General features: G+C 68.7%; 17 protein-coding genes. 7 read left to right on the top strand and 10 right to left on the bottom strand.

The window, feature by feature from the left end:
- Nucleotides 1-2 precede the first annotated feature (2 nt).
- A complete protein-coding gene (locus tag AC1DKV_RS13335; protein ID WP_441620552.1) occupies nucleotides 3-1,361 on the top strand; it encodes a BON domain-containing protein in 1,359 nt (452 codons plus the stop codon).
- Here AC1DKV_RS13335 and AC1DKV_RS13340 read toward each other — a convergent pair.
- Entirely contained in the window at nucleotides 1,358-2,296 is a 939-nt protein-coding gene (locus AC1DKV_RS13340) for a LysR family transcriptional regulator (protein ID WP_441620554.1), read from the bottom strand. The genes AC1DKV_RS13335 and AC1DKV_RS13340 overlap by 4 nt on opposite strands.
- Before the next feature lie 197 nt (nucleotides 2,297-2,493).
- Here AC1DKV_RS13340 and AC1DKV_RS13345 point away from each other — a divergent pair, with 197 nt between their 5' ends.
- Both AC1DKV_RS13345 and AC1DKV_RS13350 read left to right on the top strand, forming a co-directional pair.
- Entirely contained in the window at nucleotides 2,494-3,474 is a 981-nt protein-coding gene (locus tag AC1DKV_RS13345) for a tripartite tricarboxylate transporter substrate binding protein (RefSeq protein ID WP_441620556.1), read from the top strand.
- A 2-nt stretch (nucleotides 3,475-3,476) separates the two neighbouring features.
- Nucleotides 3,477-4,922 carry a M81 family metallopeptidase gene (locus AC1DKV_RS13350; protein WP_441620558.1) on the top strand — a complete coding sequence of 482 codons (1,446 nt, stop codon included), beginning with the start codon at nucleotides 3,477-3,479 and terminating at the stop codon, nucleotides 4,920-4,922.
- Between the two features lie 74 nt (nucleotides 4,923-4,996).
- Here the strand turns inward: AC1DKV_RS13350 and AC1DKV_RS13355 are convergent, their stop codons facing one another.
- The 3 genes from AC1DKV_RS13355 to AC1DKV_RS13365 all read right to left on the bottom strand — a co-directional run bounded on the left by AC1DKV_RS13355 (nucleotide 4,997) and on the right by AC1DKV_RS13365 (nucleotide 7,656).
- Entirely contained in the window at nucleotides 4,997-5,317 is a 321-nt protein-coding gene (locus AC1DKV_RS13355) for a high-potential iron-sulfur protein (RefSeq protein ID WP_441620560.1), read from the bottom strand.
- A gap of 478 nt (nucleotides 5,318-5,795) precedes the next feature.
- Entirely contained in the window at nucleotides 5,796-6,161 is a 366-nt protein-coding gene (locus AC1DKV_RS13360) for an RcnB family protein (RefSeq protein ID WP_441620562.1), read from the bottom strand.
- A 364-nt stretch (nucleotides 6,162-6,525) separates the two neighbouring features.
- Nucleotides 6,526-7,656, bottom strand: a complete 1,131-nt coding sequence (locus AC1DKV_RS13365; protein ID WP_441620563.1) for a methyl-accepting chemotaxis protein — start codon at nucleotides 7,654-7,656, stop codon at nucleotides 6,526-6,528.
- 203 nt (nucleotides 7,657-7,859) lie between these two features.
- Between AC1DKV_RS13365 and ku the strand changes: the two genes are divergently transcribed.
- From ku to AC1DKV_RS13380, 3 genes are all read left to right on the top strand, one after another.
- Complete coding sequence (gene ku, locus AC1DKV_RS13370; RefSeq protein WP_441620565.1) at nucleotides 7,860-8,750, top strand: non-homologous end joining protein Ku; 891 nt, start codon at nucleotides 7,860-7,862, stop codon at nucleotides 8,748-8,750.
- 30 nt (nucleotides 8,751-8,780) lie between these two features.
- Nucleotides 8,781-9,599, top strand: a complete 819-nt coding sequence (locus AC1DKV_RS13375) for a tetratricopeptide repeat protein (protein WP_441620567.1) — start codon at nucleotides 8,781-8,783, stop codon at nucleotides 9,597-9,599.
- A gap of 171 nt (nucleotides 9,600-9,770) precedes the next feature.
- The gene (locus AC1DKV_RS13380; protein WP_441620569.1) at nucleotides 9,771-10,169 is read left to right on the top strand and encodes a hypothetical protein; all 399 of its coding nucleotides are present in this window, start codon (nucleotides 9,771-9,773) and stop codon (nucleotides 10,167-10,169) included.
- 11 nt (nucleotides 10,170-10,180) lie between these two features.
- Here AC1DKV_RS13380 and AC1DKV_RS13385 read toward each other — a convergent pair whose 3' ends face one another.
- From AC1DKV_RS13385 to AC1DKV_RS13410, 6 genes are all read right to left on the bottom strand, one after another.
- On the bottom strand, nucleotides 10,181-10,309 hold the full coding sequence (locus tag AC1DKV_RS13385; RefSeq protein WP_441620571.1) for a hypothetical protein: 129 nt from the start codon (nucleotides 10,307-10,309) through the stop codon (nucleotides 10,181-10,183).
- Nucleotides 10,310-10,565: 256 nt separating this feature from the next.
- Nucleotides 10,566-11,396, bottom strand: coding sequence for an MlaA family lipoprotein (locus AC1DKV_RS13390; RefSeq protein ID WP_441620573.1), 831 nt, complete (start codon nucleotides 11,394-11,396; stop codon nucleotides 10,566-10,568).
- Between the two features lie 540 nt (nucleotides 11,397-11,936).
- Entirely contained in the window at nucleotides 11,937-12,137 is a 201-nt protein-coding gene (locus tag AC1DKV_RS13395; RefSeq protein WP_441620575.1) for a hypothetical protein, read from the bottom strand.
- 39 nt (nucleotides 12,138-12,176) lie between these two features.
- Nucleotides 12,177-12,737 carry a carboxymuconolactone decarboxylase family protein gene (locus tag AC1DKV_RS13400; protein WP_441620577.1) on the bottom strand — a complete coding sequence of 187 codons (561 nt, stop codon included), beginning with the start codon at nucleotides 12,735-12,737 and terminating at the stop codon, nucleotides 12,177-12,179.
- A gap of 195 nt (nucleotides 12,738-12,932) precedes the next feature.
- A complete protein-coding gene (locus AC1DKV_RS13405) occupies nucleotides 12,933-13,856 on the bottom strand; it encodes an isocitrate lyase/PEP mutase family protein (RefSeq protein WP_441620579.1) in 924 nt (307 codons plus the stop codon).
- Between the two features lie 5 nt (nucleotides 13,857-13,861).
- Nucleotides 13,862-14,824 (bottom strand): tripartite tricarboxylate transporter substrate binding protein, encoded by a 963-nt coding sequence (locus AC1DKV_RS13410; protein ID WP_441620581.1) that lies wholly within the window; start codon nucleotides 14,822-14,824, stop codon nucleotides 13,862-13,864.
- A gap of 146 nt (nucleotides 14,825-14,970) precedes the next feature.
- On the opposite strand from AC1DKV_RS13410, the gene AC1DKV_RS13415 reads away from it, so the two are divergent.
- Nucleotides 14,971-15,882, top strand: coding sequence for a LysR family transcriptional regulator (locus tag AC1DKV_RS13415; protein ID WP_441620583.1), 912 nt, complete (start codon nucleotides 14,971-14,973; stop codon nucleotides 15,880-15,882).
- The last annotated feature ends 42 nt before the right edge of the window (nucleotides 15,883-15,924 follow it).

The raw sequence follows: 15,924 nt of genomic DNA on the forward strand, positions 1-15,924 counted from the left end.
GCATGGACGACCGCTACAACGAACGCTATCGCCGCGGCCAGGCCTGGCGCGGCTACGAGCAGGGCGGCACGGACCGCGATGCACGGCAGCCCGAATCCGATGCCGACGACTGGCAAGCGCAACGCCGCCGCCAGCGCCTGGCGCCCGGACAACTGAGCGACGGCGGAGCGGCCCGCGACGAACGCAGCTACGGGCGCGAACAAAGGCAGGAGTACGGGCGCGAATACGGGCGCGACAGCTATCCGGACCACCCGTCCGAGCGGGCAGACCAGCGCCGCGGCGAATACCGCAGCGACCTGCGCTATGGCCTCAACGGCCAGTACGACCGCGCCGACGAGGAGGCCTGGCGGCTGGGCGAGAGCTACGGATCCGGCAACCGCGACCAGGAGTGGCTGCGCGAGGTCGACCGGCCTTATGAAGACATGCGCCGGCACGCCGCACGCGGCTACTTCAGCGATATCGGCGGGCGCGGCGAGCGCGGCGGCTATGGCAACGCGCCGGAAGGCGAGCGGCAAGGCCACGGGTACACGATGCCGTACCGGGGTGCCTACGGCAACCAGCGTGGCGACGAGTACGCCGGCGGGTATGGCGGCGAATATGGCCGCGGGGCAAGCGGCGGGGCAGGCGGCGGGTATGGCGAGTCCGGCGGCAAGCGCGGCGATGCATATGGCCGGCCATCCCGTGACGAATATGGCGACGCATACCATGACGATCCGCGTCGCGGATATCGCGGCGAGCGCGACGACCCGCGCGAGGATTTCCGCGACGGCGGGCAGGAGCACGGCGCGCTCTACAACCTCGGCCGCCGCATAGGCGAGGTGGTGGGCGAAGTCTTCGGCAACGACAGCGACCGCTCCGATGAGCGTGAAGCCCGGCGCGAAGGCCAGGCCCCGACCCGGCGCATGGGCCCCAAGGGCTACCAGCGCAGCGACGAGCGCATCCGGGAAGCCATCTGCGAGCAGCTCGCCTACGCGCGCGGCGTGGATGTCAGCCAGGTCGGCGTGGAGGTGACCGCAGGCGTGGCCACGCTGAGCGGGATCGTGCGCAGCCGCAGCGAGAAATACGATATCGAGGACCTGGCCGACCATGTGTTCGGCGTGACCGAGGTGCAGAACAGCATCCGCGTGCAGCGGGACGGCGGCGCCGGCGTCAGCGGATATGGCGCCGCGACCGCATCGAAGAGCGGACCGGCAAACAGCGGACCGGCAACCAGCGGACCGACAACCGGCGCCGCCCCCTCGCCCGGGGCCGGCACGTCGAGCGCGGCAGTGGCGCCATCGGGCGGCAACGGCAGCGGCGTCGCCGCATCGACCGCCACGCCAGCCAGGATGACCGACCTGAAGACCTGGACGCCGGACTAGACGCCAGCCCGGGGCGCCCGCCCGCCGCCGTCGAACAGGGCCGACGCCTCGATGCGCGCGAGTATCGCGCGCATCGCGCTGGTTGGCGGCCGGTTGGCCCGCACGAGCAAGCGCGACTGCGCGGCTTCGAAGATCGGATTGCTGGTGCGCAGCGCGACCAGCTCGCCGCGGGCGACCTCCTTCACCACCGAATTCGCCGAGGTGAAGGTCAGCCCGAGCCGGCATTCCACGTAGCGCTTGAGCGTCACGATGGAGTTGGCGACGAAGCTCGGCGTCAACACGATGTTCTCGGACAGCTCCGCCATCTGGATCAGCTGGCGCAGGCCGAACCCTGGCGCCATCAGCGCCACCGGGTAGCGCGCCACATCCTTGAGCGTGGCGCGCCTGCGCTGGCGCGCAAGCGGATGATCCGGCCAGGCGATCACGCACAGCGGATGGTTGCGCGCGCTGACCACGCGCACGGCAGGATCGGCCGGCGGCCCGAACACCACGCCGATATGCGCATCGTCATGCGCCACGGCGCGCACCGCGTCCGATGCGCCGGCCACGCGCAGCGAGACGCGCACGCCGGGAAACTCGCGGCAGAACGCGTCCACCACCCCGCCCATCAGGATATCGACAAACCCTTCGCTGGCGACGATGTGGATATCGCCGCGCTGCAGGCCGTTGACCTCGTCGAGCCGCGCCATCATCGCCTGCTCGCTGGCCTGGCGGTCCCGGTAATGGTCCATCACGATCGAGGCCATCTCGGTAGGCACGATGCCCCTGCCCTTGCGCTCGAGCAGGGCCACGCCCAGTTCGGACTCCAGCAACTGGATCTGCCGGCTGACGATGGATGGCTCCACGCCCAGCCGTTCGGCCGCGCCGCGCACCGAGCCGGCGGTCACCGCCTCGAAGAAATACTGCAGGCGCCGCGCGCTCAGCCCTCCCTCCATCGCTTCCCTCCTGGTTCACTTCGTTTTCCGTGCGTCTCTTCGTTGCTGCTGTCCGGGGCTGTCCGGGGCTGTCAAGGGCCGGTCCGCCGCCGCCCGATCGTTGCCAAATAGGCAACAAAATTCCGGATAGCTTACATTGATTCAGGACACCGGAATTGCGAATAATCAGTGGCCACGAACTCCTCGCACCCACACTCATGAAACCCTTTGCTTCCCTCCTGGCCGCCACGGCCCTCGGCATGTTCTGCGCGCAACCGGCAAGCGCGGCCCCGCCGGACGGCGCGTACCCGAACAAGCCGGTCAAGATCGTGGTGGGCTATGCGCCGGGCGGCTCCTCCGATGCCGTGGCCAGGCTGGTCGCCAACCGGCTGTCCGAGCGGCTCGGGCAGAGTTTCGTGGTCGAGAACCGGCCCGGCGCCGCCAGCAATATCGCCGCCGCCGGCGTGGCGCGCGCGCCCGCCGATGGCTACACCATCCTGCTGGGCTCCAACGCCAGCACCATCAATGTCTCGCTGTACAAGAAACTGCCGTTCGATTTCCAGAAGGACTTCGCGCCGGTGGCGCTGCTCACGCGCTTTCCCAACATCATGGCGGTGAACCCTTCGGTACCGGCGACCACGGTGGCGGAATTCATCAGCTATGCCAGGGCGCATCCGAAGGGGATCTTCTTCGCCTCCTCGGGCGCGGGCTCGTCCACGCGCTTGTCCGCGGAACTGTTCAAGATGATGGCGGGCATCCAGATGGAGCACGTACAGTACAAGGGCAGCGCGCCGGCGCTTACCGACCTGATGGCCGGCCAGGTGCAGGTGATGTTCGACACCGCGCCGTCGGTCATCCCGCTGATCAAGAGCGGCAAGCTGCGCGCGCTCGGGGTGACCAGCGCCACCAGGGACCCGTCCGCGCCGGAGATCCCCACCGTGGATGCCAGCGGCCTGAAGGGGTATGAAGTCACCTCGTGGTACGCGCTGTTCGTGCCCGCCGGCACGCCGGCCGGCGTCGTCGACACGCTCAACAAGGAGGTCAACGCGATCATGGCCGAGAAGGACACGCGCGAGAAGCTCGCCGCGATGGTCGCCACGCCTGGCGGCGGTAGCCCCGATGCGCTGCGCCAGCACGTGGCCGCCGAAATCACCAAGTGGGGCGCGGTGGTGCGCAACTCGGGCGCGACCCCGGAGTGACCATGCGCGTATTCACCGGCTCGCTCGCCACCGAGACCAACACCTTCGCCCCGCTGCCCACCTCGCTGGAAGCCTTCGTCGACCGCGGCTACTATCCCGCCGGCACGCACCCGCCCGAGATGGCCGTGTTCAGCGGCCCGCTGTGGGCCGCGCGCCAGCGCGCGCGCGAGCATGGCTGGGAAGTGATCGAGGGCATGGCCGCCGGCGCGCAGCCGGGCGGCGTGACCACGCGCCATGCCTACGAGACCCTGCGCGACGAACTGCTGGCGGACCTGCGCCGCGCGCTGCCGGTGGACATGGTATTGCTGGGCCTGCACGGCGCCATGGTGGCCGATGGCTATGAAGACTGCGAGGGCGACCTGCTGGCGCGCGTGCGCGCGCTGGCCGGCCCCGGCGTGGTGATCGGCGCGGAGATCGACCCACACAGCCACCTCACCGAGGCCATGGTGGCGCAGGCGGACATCCTGGTGGCCTACAAGGAATATCCGCACACCGATATCCGCGAGCGCGCGCTGGAACTGGTGGACCTGTGCGCGGCGCAGGTGGCCGGGCGCATCGCGCCGGTGGCGGCGGTGGCCGACTGCGGCATGATCGTCACCATCCGCACCAACCAGGAACCGGCGCGCAGCTATGTCGACCGCCTGATGGCGCTCGAAGGCCGTGACGGCATCCTCTCGATCTCCGTCGCGCACGGATTCCCCTGGGGCGACGTGCCCGACATGGGCACCAGGCTGCTGGTCTACGCGGACGGCGACGGCGCCGCCGCGCAGCGGCTCGCGCAGCGCCTGGCCGCCGAGCTGGCCGGCCTGCGTGAACTGCTCATGCCGGCCTGTCCCGGCCCGGACGAAGCCATCGACGAGGCGCTGGCCGCCGACGCCACGCCGGTGGTGATTGCCGATGCCGGCGACAACCCCGGCGGCGGCGGCGCTGGCGATGCCACCTTCCTGCTGCGCCGGCTGCATGCGCGCGGCGTGCGCAACGTGGCGCTGGGCCCGCTGTGGGATCCGGTGGCGGTGCGCATCGCGTTCAGCGCCGGCACGGGCGCGCGGCTGCCGCTGCGCATCGGCGGCAAGGTCAGCCCGATGTCGGGCGACCCGATCGATCTCGATTGCACGGTGAAGGCACTGGTGCCGGACATGGTCATGACCGGCCTGTCGGGAGCGCCGGCGCCGGTGGGCAACGCGGCGCTGGTGGAGGCCGACGGCATCGAGATCGTGCTGATCACGCTGCGCGCGCAGGCCCTGCACACCGATGTGTTCACGCAGCTGGGCTGCCGGCTCGAGGACAAGACGCTGATCGTGGTCAAGTCGGCGCAGCATTTCAACGCCGCGTTCGCGGGCGTGGCGCGCAAGGTCATCTACGCGGACGCGCCGGGCTCGGTGGCGCTGGACCTGCGCACGCTGCCCTATCGCCGCATACGCCGGCCCCTCTGGCCGGTCGACCGCTGAAAGGCAAAACAGGCGGGCGCGCCTGGATGCGCGCCCGCCTGCCTGACTTCACCGGGCCCTGCCCAGGCACCCGGTCAGGCCTTCTTCGCCCACGCGCTGCACCAGCCCTTGCCGGCGACCTGCTTGCCGGCGAACAGCGGACAGCCGCCGCTGGCATCGGTCGCCTTGCCCTGGAACAGCTGGCAGTTGCCGCAATGCTGGCTGGCCTCGTGCTTCGGGTACTTGGCCTTGTCCACCTTGGTGGTATCGGCCTTGTAGCCGAGTCCGACAGCCTGCGGGTCTTTTTCATCCACCATGGGCCCGCTGCCCTGCGCGCGCGCCGATACGGAAAAACCCAACGCGCCCGCGGCGGCGACGATTGGGATGCCTTTCAGGAAATGACGGCGAGTTGACATCTTTATTCCTTTTTTCTGTGGGGGAACAACCCGGGCGGGAACACGCGCGCAAGCGCGCGGCGCGGCCGGCCCGTCGGCTTGCGGCGCGCCATGCGGCGCACCGCTGCACCAGCCGGAGCACGGCGCGCGCTGCTGCGGGTATCCAGGCGCCAGACACACCTGGAAACGCAGCGGGGGGCGCCGTGCCGCCGGCCGGTGCTGGATTGATTCTAGGCCACGGCAATAACGCGGCGCCCAGGGCCTGGCGCGCGCGTCGCACCGGCTTTGACGCAGGCCAATGGAAAGCGGAAAAAAGCGCGGAAAAGGCGTGGAAAGACGGAAAAACACGGAAAAAAGCGGGGGACAAGGCAAGCCGAACGGAAAGCCGGCGTGCGAGAAAAGGTGCGCGCCGGCCTGCTTGCCCGGCTACACGTTCATCGTGCGCGGGGCAAGCGTGGTGGCATGGGCCGCCGGACCGCCGGCGAGAGGAATCGACCGCCTAGCGGCCGCCCGGTCCCATGTCCATGATCGCGCCGTTGGGCGCCACCAGATAGAAGTCCGCGCCGACGCCCACCCAGTGGCGTCCCTTCGGCGGCGCGGGGAGGTTGTACTGGCGCCAGTCCTCGACCATGTACTGGCGGTCGCGGTACTCCGTCGGGAGCCGGTCGCCCTTGTGCCAGCGCTGCGGGGTCATGCGGTTGTTGTTGCGGTCATCACCGGGCCCCGGGCCACCGGGGCGGCGCTGGTCCTCACCGGACTTGTCCTGGTACTGATAGCCGCGCTCGGGGCCGGGCTGCGCGCTGACCTGCGCGCAGACCACCAGCCCGGAGGCTAGCAGGAGACCCGCCAGCAATCTGCTTTTCACGGTTTTTGTCATAGAGCACTCCTTTGGTCGGCCACGATAGCCGCGGTGGCCGCGCGGTGGCGGCGCGTCGACACGTCCGTCCGGGCACGCGCCATGTCACGAGCTAGCCACGCGCGGTGACTCGTCGCACCAGGATGGCTCGCAACATCGATGCCCGGTTCAAGGATAGTGGCTGGAGAGTGACCGTGGCGCGCAATACCGGCGCCATGCGCCGCTTCAGGCGCGCGAGATCCGGCTGGCGGGCGGGCACGGCGGCCCGGGAGTGCGGCGGGCACGAACGGCCCGCGCGGCAGGTAAAAATTTCAATCCACGTGCAAAGCTGCGCGAACGGGCCCGCATCGCGCGGGCCCGTCCCGGTACGGCCTCAGTCGAGCTTGAACTCGCCTACCGCAGCCTGCAGTTGTTGTGCCTGCTCTGCCAGCGCCGACGACGCGGCCGCGGCTTGCTCGACCAGCGCCGCGTTCTGCTGCGTGACCGAATCCATCTGCATCACGGCCTGGTTGACCTGGTCGATGCCGCTGCTCTGCTGCGCCGAAGCCACCGAGATCTCCTTGAGGATGGTGGTCACCTGGCGCGACGCTGCCACGATCTCGCGCATGGTCTCGCCGGCCTGCTCCACCCGCACGGAACCGTTGCGCACCTGGTCGGCGGAGTCGCCGATCAGCGCGCGGATTTCCTTGGCGGCGGAAGAGCTGCGTTGCGCCAGCGTGCGCACCTCGCCCGCCACCACGGCAAAGCCGCGCCCCTGTTCGCCGGCACGTGCGGCTTCCACGGCCGCGTTGAGCGCGAGGATATTGGTCTGGAACGCAATGCCCTCGATCACGTCGATGATGTCCACCACTTTCTTCGAGCTGGCGCTGATCGCCTGCATGGTCTGCACCACCTCGCCCACCGCCGCGCCGCCGCGCTGCGCGATCTCGGAGGCATTGGCGGCAAGGTCGTTGGCCGCATGCGCGCGCTCGGTGTTCTGGCGGACCATGGCGGTCAGCTCGCCCATGCTCGAGGCGGTTTCCTGCAGCGCGGCGGCCTGTTCTTCCGTGCGCTGGGACAGATCGGTGTTGCCCACCGCGATCTGCCTGGATGCATCCGTGATGGAATCGGTGGAACCCTTGATGCGGCTGACCAGGTCGGTCAGCATGTCCTCCATCTCGCCCATGCCCCGCAGCAGGCGGCCGAACTCGCCACCGCGCTCGGTCTCGAACTCCTGGCTCAGGTCGCCGGAGGCCACCGTCTCGGCAATGAAGACCGCCTCGCCCAGCGGCTGCTCCACCCCGCGCGCGATGCCGAAGGTGAAGACGGCGGCGGCCAGCAGCGCCACCACCCATAGCCCGTACATCCAGGTCCGCGCGGATGCGACCGCCTGCGCCAGGTCACCGCCCGACGCATCCGGCAGGCTGCCCAGCCCCGCCGCGATCCCCGCCGCCATCAGCACCAGCACCACCGCGAAGCCGGCGCCCAGTCGCGCGCGGATGCTCAGGTTGCCAAAAGACATCATTGCTCTATCTCCCCGTTGTCATGGACTTCGCCCGTTTCGTCCGACTGGATAACGACGCGGGACGGCAGAACTTTAGGGATTTTTCGCCACAATGTGCAGTGCGCGCTCCAGCCCCGGTGCCCGCGCGGCGCGGGCACGGTATAAGCTGGACGATATCGTTCCGGTACGGCGCACGTACCGGCTCCCGACCCAAGGGGACTGCCATGGCCGCGCGCTCCATCGCCTCTCTCTCGCTGAGTTTCGGGCTCGTCTCGATCCCGGTCAAGGTGTACTCCGCCACGGAAAGCAAGGCCGGCGTGAGTTTCAACCTGCTGCACAAGGGCTGCGGCTCGCGGCTCAAGCAGCAATATGTCTGCCTGCGCGAGGACGTCGTGGTGGACCGTGCCGACATGGTCAAGGGCTACGAGTTCGAGAAGGACCACTACGTGGTGTTCGAGCCGGAAGAGCTCGAAGTGCTGGACGCAACGGCCCAGCACACCATCGACATCGTCTCGTTCATGCCGTCCGGCGCCATCGACCCGATCTATTTCGAGAAGGCCTACTACCTCGGCCCGGACCGGCGCGGCGCCAAGCCGTACAACCTGCTGGCCGAAGCGATGCGGCAGACCGGCACCTGCGCGCTGGCGCGCTGGGTCTGGAAAGGCAAGCAGGCCATGGTGCAGGTGCGCGTGGGCGCAGACGGGCTGATCCTGCAGCAGTTGCTGTACGCCGATGAAGTCCGCTCCATGACCGACCTGCATGTGGAGAAGGCGGACGTGCAGCCGGCCGAGCTCGCGCTGGCCCAGCAACTGATCGAGCAGAACTCGGTGGACGGCTACGACTCGTCGGCCTATGTCGACGAGGAGAAGGAGCGCATCCTGGCCGCCATCGACAAGAAGATTGCCGGCAAGAAGATCACGGTGGCCGAGGAACGCACGGCCGAAGGCGGCGGCGCCGAAGTGATCGACCTGATGGCAGCGCTGCGCGCCAGCGTCGGCCAGCGCAAGCGCGCCGCGGCCACCGCAGCCACCGCCGAGCCGAAGGAGCGCAAGAGCGCAAAGCGCGCCACCCCCGCGGCGCCCGCCCCGGCCCGCCGCACCGCGGCCAAGAAATAGCGCGGAAGGTAGCGCGAACAGGTAGCGCGGATGCCCACCTATACCCTGCGGGAAGTGCAGGCCATGCTCGGCATTTCCCGGGCCGTCGCGTCCCGGCTGATCGCCGCGGGCATCGTCACGCCTTCGCGCGGCGCGCGACGCGAATTCCGCTTCACCTTCCGCGACGTGGTCATGCTGCGCACCGCGCGTTCGCTGCGCGCGGCCAAGATCCCGAGCCGGCGCATCCTGCGCTCGCTGGCACACCTGAAAGCGTCGCGCGGCGACGGGCAGCCGCTGTCCGGCGTGCGCGTGATCGCGGTGGGCAACCAGGTGGCCGCACGCGAGGGCCGGCTGCAATGGCATGTGGATTCGGGCCAGCTGCTGATGGATTTCGAGCCCGAGGCGGATGCCGGCGTGGCGCCGCTGCAGCGGCCCGCCTCGCCCGAGGCCAGTCCCAGGGCGGCCGTGGACCACTTCGAGGCTGCCTGCGAACTGGAGGCCGGCGCGCCCGCCGAAGCCGAGGCGGCATACCGCCAGGCGCTCGCGGCCTTTCCCGGCTACCTGGACGCTTACTTGAACCTCGGCTGCATGCTCTGCGACGCGGGCCGCTACGCCGACGCCATCACGCTGTACCGCGAAGCGCTGGCGCACCTGCCTGGAGAGCCGCTGCTCCACTTCAACCTGGCCGTGGCGCTGGAGGACGACGGCCACCCGCGCCAAGCGCTGGCCAGCTACGAGCGCTGCATCGCCCAGCTGCCGGACTTCGCCGACGCGCACTTCAACGCGGCCCGCCTGCACCAGGAACTGGGCAATGCACGCGGCGCGATCCGGCATTTCAACCACTACCGCAAGCTGCAGCCGCGCTCTTGAGCGCGCTGCGAGCCGGCCTGCTGGCTGGTCCGGCGGGCGATTCAAGCGTTTCCGGTCCCCATGTGAAAAGTTTCGCGAGGCAGCCACGGTGGCGGCACGCCGGCTTATCCTTGCCCATGCAACCGCGGCGTCGCCACCCCTTCACGCATGGCAGACAATCCTGCTACCGCCATGTCCGCACCTTGCCTCCCTGCTTTCGCCAGGCTCGCCGCCGCCTGTGCAGCCTTGCTGAGCGCCGCCTGCGCGCCGGACGCCATCGACAACATCCAGGCGCGCGGTTTCGACGCCTACCTGGACGGCCTGCGGCGCGAATGCCCGAACATGATGATCGGCGACAACAATGTCAGCGAATGGCTGCGCACCAACGGCGCACAGGGCGGCAGCGACTACGTCTACTGGCTGGACCAGACCTCGCGGCTCTACTACCAGCGCATCACGCCGGCCCAGTACCGCGACTCCGTGACCGGCGGGCTCGGGCAGGGCAAGTCCGACACGCGGGCGGTGGACTGCATCGTCCGCAACCTGCCCGCGCGGCGCCCCACCACCCCGGCCGCAGACAAGGCGCGCTGAGCGCACCGCCGTCATTCCGCCTGCACCTGCTGCCTGCGCGCGAGTTGAATGCCGGGCAGCAGCATCGCCGCGATGACCTCGGGCGGTTGATACGAGGTGATTGCAGCATGGGCGTGGGGAAAAGCGAATGCCGGCACCATGCGCCTGGATGCGGCCGCGGGAAAGCCTCCGGCCGGGGATACTCGTCTGTGCCGTGACAATAGCCAGTCGTCAGGCCTGCCCTTACGACATCGAGAACCACTGCGCGAATGCGCCGGTCAGCCAGCCACAACCCACGCATACCACCAGCCATCCGCACACAATGGCTGCACAACTCTTCAGGTCCATCTTCGTCACTCCGGTAAGGCGGCCGCCGTGCGGCGGCCCGCTGGTTCATGTCCGGCCGGCGCGCACCGGTCAGTCGCCGCCCTGCGCCGGTGCCGGCGCCGGCGCCGCGGCCGTTCCCGGCTCCGGCACCGGCTCGGAAGTGGAGGCGGCAAGCGCCGAACCGGCGTCGGGATCGTCATAGACCGGCAGCTCGGTCTTGCCGTCGCTCAGCAGATAGTTGCGGCGCTGCAGATACGCATCGCGCACGAAGGTGTACTTGTCGAGCGCAGCCAGCGAGAGCAGGTCGGTAGCGCCCAGCACGTTGGTGCGCCCGTTGACGATGGCCGTATCCGTCGCGCTATTGCGCCAGGCGGGATCCAGGTAGCTGACGGGCGCCAGCCAATGGTCCGCGAGCAGGCCGACGCCGTCGCGCCCCGTGCTCGGCCCGAACAGCGGCAGGACAACGTACGGCCCGGCCGGCACGCCCCACGCGCCGAGCGTCAGGCCGAAGTCCTGCGAGTGCTTTTGCAGCCCCGCCGGCGTCGCGATATCGATCAGGCCGCCGATGCCGAATACGGAGTTGATCGCCACGCGCATCAGGCTTTCCGAAGCCGCCACGCCCTTGCCCTGCAGCAGGTTGTTGGCGAAGTTGCCGACGTCCGAGAGATTGGAGTAGACATTGCTCACCGCGGTGCGCACGGGGCTGGGCGTCACGGCCTTGTAGCCCTTGGCGATCGGCGCGGCCACATATTGGTCGAGATGGTCGTTGAAGGCGAAGACCGCGCGGTTCACCGGTTCCAATGGGTCGGACGGCGTGGCCGGCGTGTTGGCGTAGGCCGCGGACATGGTGGCAGCGGCGATCAGGAGCAAGGCGGCCCCGTTGCGCAACAGCGGGCGGGTTGAGGAAGAGCTGGGATACATGGCGATCTCGTGACGGGGGTTGGAACGCCCGGTCCCGGGATCGGTGATGTGCGTTCGGTGTCTTTCCATCCCGGCCGGACAATCGTCCTGCCGGGAACCGGCACCTGAAGGTATCCGGTGCAGGGATTATGGTTGCCGGATGCCCGCGGATAAATGGTCGGAAATGGGATTCTTTATCTCGATTCCAACGACAAAACGAAAGTGACCCCGCAGTCAGGCACAAGAGGCCGGCAGATGCGCGAGGGCGCGCAGCGTCCGCCAAGTCAGCCAGGCGCCCCGTTGTTGGCAATCGCAGAACAGTGTGTTCCCGTCCGGCGGCTTTTTCCGCGCGGCCCCGCTTGATATCGTGCTGCACAAGGCCCGGCATCCTCCTCCCCGGGTCCCGACGTGGAACGCAAGCGTCCTTTTCTGTCCTTACTGGAAGCAGCAAGCTTGTTGTGCTCCTCTCCGTGACAACAGTCTGGTTCTGCTTCAAGCGCAGCTTTCGCTGCGCTTTTTTTTGCCCCGGCGAGATCCTCCGGCGGTGGCACCGGGCAAGGACTACCTGGCCGGAGCCGCCGGCGCCGACGACGCGTGCGCGACGTGCAGCGGCCGCGCATGGCTGTGGTGCTTGTCCACCGGCGGCTTGCCGCCGGCCATCCTGCCCAGCGCCACGTAGAACACCGGCGTGAGCTTCAGCGCAACGTGTCCGGGACCGGACCGGGCGCCTCCCCCACCCCCGGACTGCATGCCGCTACGCATTGCGCAGGGGCCGCGACGCGCGGCCCGTGGCGCCTGGCGTCACGCGGCGGCGCGCGTCCAGCGGTAGGCTTCCAGCTCGGGATTGAGCGGCGTTTGCGCCAGGTTGTTGCCGAAGTTGCACAGTGTGGCGAGGCTGACACCGAGCACCACCTCGAGCGCCTGGCCGGCGCCGAAGCCGGCCGCCACGAAGGCATCGAAATCGGCTTGCGGTACCGCGCCCCGGTCGCGGATCACCGCGCGGGTGAATTCGGCGAGTGCCTCGAGGCGGGCGTCCGGCAAGGCGGCCTGGGCACGCAATGCGCCGACCGTGTCGGCATCGAATTTCACCTTCTTGATGGCAATCGCCGTATGGCCGGCCACGCAGAAGCTGCAACCATGCGTGGTGGCGGCGGTGATCTGCACCACCTCGCGCTCGGCCAGCGTCAGCGAGCCGCGGCTGTTGATCTCCGATAGTGTCAGGTAGGCTTCCACCGCGGCGGGCGCATTGGAAAGGACAGCGATCAGGTTCGGCAGGAAGCCGTTGCTCGCGATGGCGCGGTCGACAAAGGGACGGCTGGCTTCGGGTGCAGTTTCTGCGGTCTGGATCGGCAGGCGGGTCATGGCGTATGGGAGATGGCGTTGGACACGAGCCGAGTGTGCGGTGCGCCGGTGCGCGCGGCCATGCGCCAACGTCGCGATTTCTTGCTGTTGCGTCTTTGCTTCGTACATGTGGCCGTGCCGCCCCCCTCCGGCGGCAACCGGCGGCAACCAGTGGCAGCTACCGGCCGCCACTGAAAGTCCGGGCGGCCAAGGCGGCTAAGGCACCTGGAGCAGCCCGTCAAGCAACGATGCCTCGAACGCTGCCTGCGAAGGCGCATCGAACAGCGCATCGAAGCTGCGCACGCCCCGCACCGCCGGCGCATCCCCGGGCCCCGGGATCTCGCCTTGCAGTGCGCGGCGCAGGGCGTCGAGGCCGTCGGCCATGCCCTGGGTCGCGGCACCGGGCAGCAGCGTCGTCAGGCTCACCCTGCGCACGCCCAGGCTGCGGATCCGCTGCAGCGACAGGCTGGCCGACGCGGGACTCGGCGCCAGGCCTGTCCCGATGCTGAGCGTGACCGGAATCTCCAGTGCCTTGACCAGCCTTTCCACGTTTTCCCCGGAGCGCGGCGCGATCGGCAGCAACAGGTCCGCACCCGCCTGCTCATACGCCCTGGCGCGCGCGATCACCTGTTCCGCCGGCTCGCAGGCGAAAGCATCGGTCCTGGCAATGATGAGGAAGTCCGGGTCGCGGCGGGCTGCGCATGCCGCCCGGATCTTCGACACCATCTCGGGCACGCAGACGACTTCCTTCGGCGCCGTGGCGCCCCAACGCTTCGGCACCACCTGGTCTTCGAGGTTGAGCCCGGCCGCGCCGGCTTCCTCGAACAGCGCCACGGCGTGGTGCACCCCTCTTGCGTTGCCGAAGCCGGCGTCGCCATCCGCGGTGATCGGGATCGAGGACGCGCGCGCGAGGCGACGGCAATGCTCGACCGTTTCCGTAAGGCTCAGCAGCCCGATATCCGGCACGCCCAGCATGGCGTACGAGAGCATCGCGCCGCTGATGCATGCGCTCGCATAGCCGGCCTGCTCGACCAGCCGCAGGCTGAAGACGTCATGCACCGCGGGCGCGACGACAAAGGACTCCTCCCGGAGCAGCTTGCGCAAGGACGCCTTCGTCGAAGCCGGTGTTGCTGCACGCATCGCCATCACTCCTTCGGCATGCTGTCGGCCAGCTTGCGCATGACCGCCCGGCGGCCCGCGATCTCCCTGGCCCACTCGTCGCCGTTCAGATAGGCGAGCACGGGCGCGTCGTTGCCCGCCTTCCTCAGGTATTCGGGGTCCTTGAGCGTCGCCTGGATCGCCAGCCTCAGCTTCGCCACCAGTTGCGGCGGAACGCCCGCCGGCAAGGCGATACCGCGCTCCGCCGGCATCACGTCGTCGATGCCCTGTTCCCTCGCGGTGGCAACGTTCGGCATCGAGGCGGCACGCCGGTCGCTCATCTGCGCGAGGATCTTCAGTGGTACCGCCTCCTTGCCCGCGTCCTGCATCTCGCCCGTGGTGACGGCGGCAAAATCGATATGGCCGCCGAACAGCGCGGTCTTCGACTGCGAGGTGCCGTTGAAGGAAATGTCGTTCAGCTTCACGCCGCCGGCATTCTGCAATTGCAACAGCGCAAGGTGGCCGTTGGTACCCACGCCGTTATGGCCGAACGACAGCGAGCCGGGGCGCTTCTTCAGCGCTGCCACCACATCGCCCAGGGAGTTGTAGGGAATGTCCTTCCTGGCGACGAGAATGGTGGGATCGCTCAGCACGCGGGCGACGAGCTGGAGCGCATTGGGGTCGAACTGCGTCTTGCGGTACAGGGGCCCGAATGCCATGGCGGGCAGGTTCACCACGCCGACGGTGTAGCCGTCCGCCGCCGCATGCATCAGGCCGATGTTGGAGATCTCTCCCGCGGCGCCCGGCTTGTTCTGCACGACCAGCGTGGCATGGCCGCCCAGGTGCTTCTGGATGAAGGGCGCCATGGTGCGCGCCATGGTGTCGGTGCCGCCGCCGGCCGCAAAGCCGACAAACACCTGGATCGGCCGGTCGTTGGGCCACTCCGCGAACGCCCCGGCGCAGCCGCACGCCAGCAGACCACAAAGCAATATGCGCAGACCACGTTTCATGTCATTCCTCACCAGGCATCGTCGAACAATGCGCCAACGATACGCAGCACCGGATGATGAAGAAAGCGACAATTATTCAATATGGCATATGAACAAAAGGAATATGATGCGTTCCGCTCCGTTCCTGTCGACAAGCGAGGATGCCGATGACACTCAAACAGCTGGAAGCGTTCTTCTGGGCCGCCAGGCTCAGCAGCTTTTCCGTGGCGGCCAAGCGCCTGCACGTCACGCAATCGACGCTGTCCAAGCGGATCGCGGAGCTGGAAAGCGACCTCGGCAAGGCTTTGTTCGACCGCACCGGGCAACGCGCCGTGCTGACGGATGCCGGCGCGCAACTGGTGGAGCACGCCATGCGCATGCTGGACATCGAGAGCCGGATCCGGGCCGACCTCGACGTGGCGGCTTCGCTACGCGGCAGCACCCGGTTCGGCATCAGCGAACTGGTCGCCTCGACCTGGTTTCCGCGCTTCGTGGCGCGCGTGCGCGACCTGCATCCGAACCTTGTGCTCGAACCACAGGTCGACCTCACGCGAAACCTGGAAAAGCGGCTCGAGCGGGGCGAACTGGACTTTGCGATCGTGCCCGGCCCGATTGCCTCGATGGCGCTCTCCTTCGACGTCCTGGGCGAGCTCGAATACCGCTGGATGGCCGCGCCACAGCGGCTTGCGCCGGGGACCGTCCTGACACCGGCGCACTTCGAAGACAATCCGGTGATCATGCTCAGCGCCGAGGCCGGCCTGTCACGCGCGCTGGAAAACTGGGCCGACAGCCAGCAGATCGTCATTTCGCGGGCCGTCGTGTGCAACAGCCTGGCGGCGCTGATCGCGCTGGTGATCGCCGGCGTGGGCATCAGCCTGTTTCCGCGCGCCTACGTCGCGCCGCTCGTCCGCGCCGGCAAGCTGGCTGAACTCGCCAGCACCCCGGCCCCGCAGAACCTCAAGTATTGCTTTCACTGGCGCGGCGGCGATGCCCGGTCGCTGGTATCGAACCTGAGGGCAATTGCCGGCGAAGAGGCGGATTTCTCGGCAACGTCCGCCTTGTGGCCCGGCACGCACTGACGAGGCACCCGCCGGGCAAGGCGACGCCGGCCACCCTCTGCC

The sequence above is a fragment of the Cupriavidus sp. 05T41 genome (assembly GCF_056396525.1).

Bases quoted from the DNA above. Each gene is read 5' to 3' on its own strand.
- AC1DKV_RS13335 (WP_441620552.1), top strand. From the start codon at position 3: ATGGACGACCGCTACAACGAACGCTATCGCCGCGGCCAGGCCTGGCGC.
- AC1DKV_RS13340 (WP_441620554.1), bottom strand. From the start codon at position 2,296: ATGGAGGGAGGGCTGAGCGCGCGGCGCCTGCAGTATTTCTTCGAGGCG.
- AC1DKV_RS13345 (WP_441620556.1), top strand. From the start codon at position 2,494: ATGAAACCCTTTGCTTCCCTCCTGGCCGCCACGGCCCTCGGCATGTTC.
- AC1DKV_RS13350 (WP_441620558.1), top strand. From the start codon at position 3,477: ATGCGCGTATTCACCGGCTCGCTCGCCACCGAGACCAACACCTTCGCC.
- AC1DKV_RS13355 (WP_441620560.1), bottom strand. From the start codon at position 5,317: ATGTCAACTCGCCGTCATTTCCTGAAAGGCATCCCAATCGTCGCCGCC.
- AC1DKV_RS13365 (WP_441620563.1), bottom strand. From the start codon at position 7,656: ATGATGTCTTTTGGCAACCTGAGCATCCGCGCGCGACTGGGCGCCGGC.
- ku (WP_441620565.1), top strand. From the start codon at position 7,860: ATGGCCGCGCGCTCCATCGCCTCTCTCTCGCTGAGTTTCGGGCTCGTC.
- AC1DKV_RS13375 (WP_441620567.1), top strand. From the start codon at position 8,781: ATGCCCACCTATACCCTGCGGGAAGTGCAGGCCATGCTCGGCATTTCC.
- AC1DKV_RS13380 (WP_441620569.1), top strand. From the start codon at position 9,771: ATGTCCGCACCTTGCCTCCCTGCTTTCGCCAGGCTCGCCGCCGCCTGT.
- AC1DKV_RS13385 (WP_441620571.1), bottom strand. From the start codon at position 10,309: ATGGTGCCGGCATTCGCTTTTCCCCACGCCCATGCTGCAATCACCTCG.
- AC1DKV_RS13390 (WP_441620573.1), bottom strand. From the start codon at position 11,396: ATGTATCCCAGCTCTTCCTCAACCCGCCCGCTGTTGCGCAACGGGGCC.
- AC1DKV_RS13395 (WP_441620575.1), bottom strand. From the start codon at position 12,137: ATGCGTAGCGGCATGCAGTCCGGGGGTGGGGGAGGCGCCCGGTCCGGT.
- AC1DKV_RS13400 (WP_441620577.1), bottom strand. From the start codon at position 12,737: ATGACCCGCCTGCCGATCCAGACCGCAGAAACTGCACCCGAAGCCAGC.
- AC1DKV_RS13405 (WP_441620579.1), bottom strand. From the start codon at position 13,856: ATGCGTGCAGCAACACCGGCTTCGACGAAGGCGTCCTTGCGCAAGCTG.
- AC1DKV_RS13410 (WP_441620581.1), bottom strand. From the start codon at position 14,824: ATGAAACGTGGTCTGCGCATATTGCTTTGTGGTCTGCTGGCGTGCGGC.
- AC1DKV_RS13415 (WP_441620583.1), top strand. From the start codon at position 14,971: ATGACACTCAAACAGCTGGAAGCGTTCTTCTGGGCCGCCAGGCTCAGC.